Annotated in this window: 1 protein-coding gene; it reads left to right on the forward strand. The window is 64.1% G+C overall.

Annotated features, from left to right (window positions below; all coding sequences use genetic code 11):
- The coding region (locus ACFOLC_RS16180; protein WP_386760296.1) for an SLC13 family permease at positions 1-510 on the forward strand (510 nt) is incomplete at both ends.

Consider the following 510-nt stretch of genomic DNA (forward strand, 5'->3'; position numbering starts at 1 on the left):
TCCTGCCCAGCCTGGTATGCCTGCTGGTGCCACTGATCATTCTCAGCTTCCGCCTCAAGGGCGAGGCACCGCGCCCGCGGGGCCGGATCATCGGCGAGGACAAGGGGCAACCAACCACCGCCTTCGAGCGCAACCTGGTGCTGGCGCTGGGTATCGGCGCGCTGGTGTTCGTACCGGTGTTCAAGACCGTCACCCACTTGCCGCCCTACATGGGCATCCTGTTCGGCCTCGGCGTGCTCTGGCTGGCCACCGAAATCATCCACCGCAACAAGAACGAGGAAGACAAACATCCGCTCTCGGTCGTCGGTGTACTGCGCAAGGTGGACACGCCCAGCGTGCTGTTCTTTCTCGGCATCCTGCCCGCCGTGTCGAGCCTTGCCACCGCCGGCCACCTGACCCAGATCGCCACCTTGCTGCGTGAATCAATGGGCAACATCTACGCGATCAACTACGCCATCGGGCTGCTCTCGGCAGTGGTCGACAACGTGCCGCTGGTGGCTGGCGCGATGA

It is taken from the genome of Lysobacter cavernae (genome assembly GCF_042648505.1).
Taxonomy (GTDB): domain Bacteria; phylum Pseudomonadota; class Gammaproteobacteria; order Xanthomonadales; family Xanthomonadaceae; genus Lysobacter_L; species Lysobacter_L cavernae.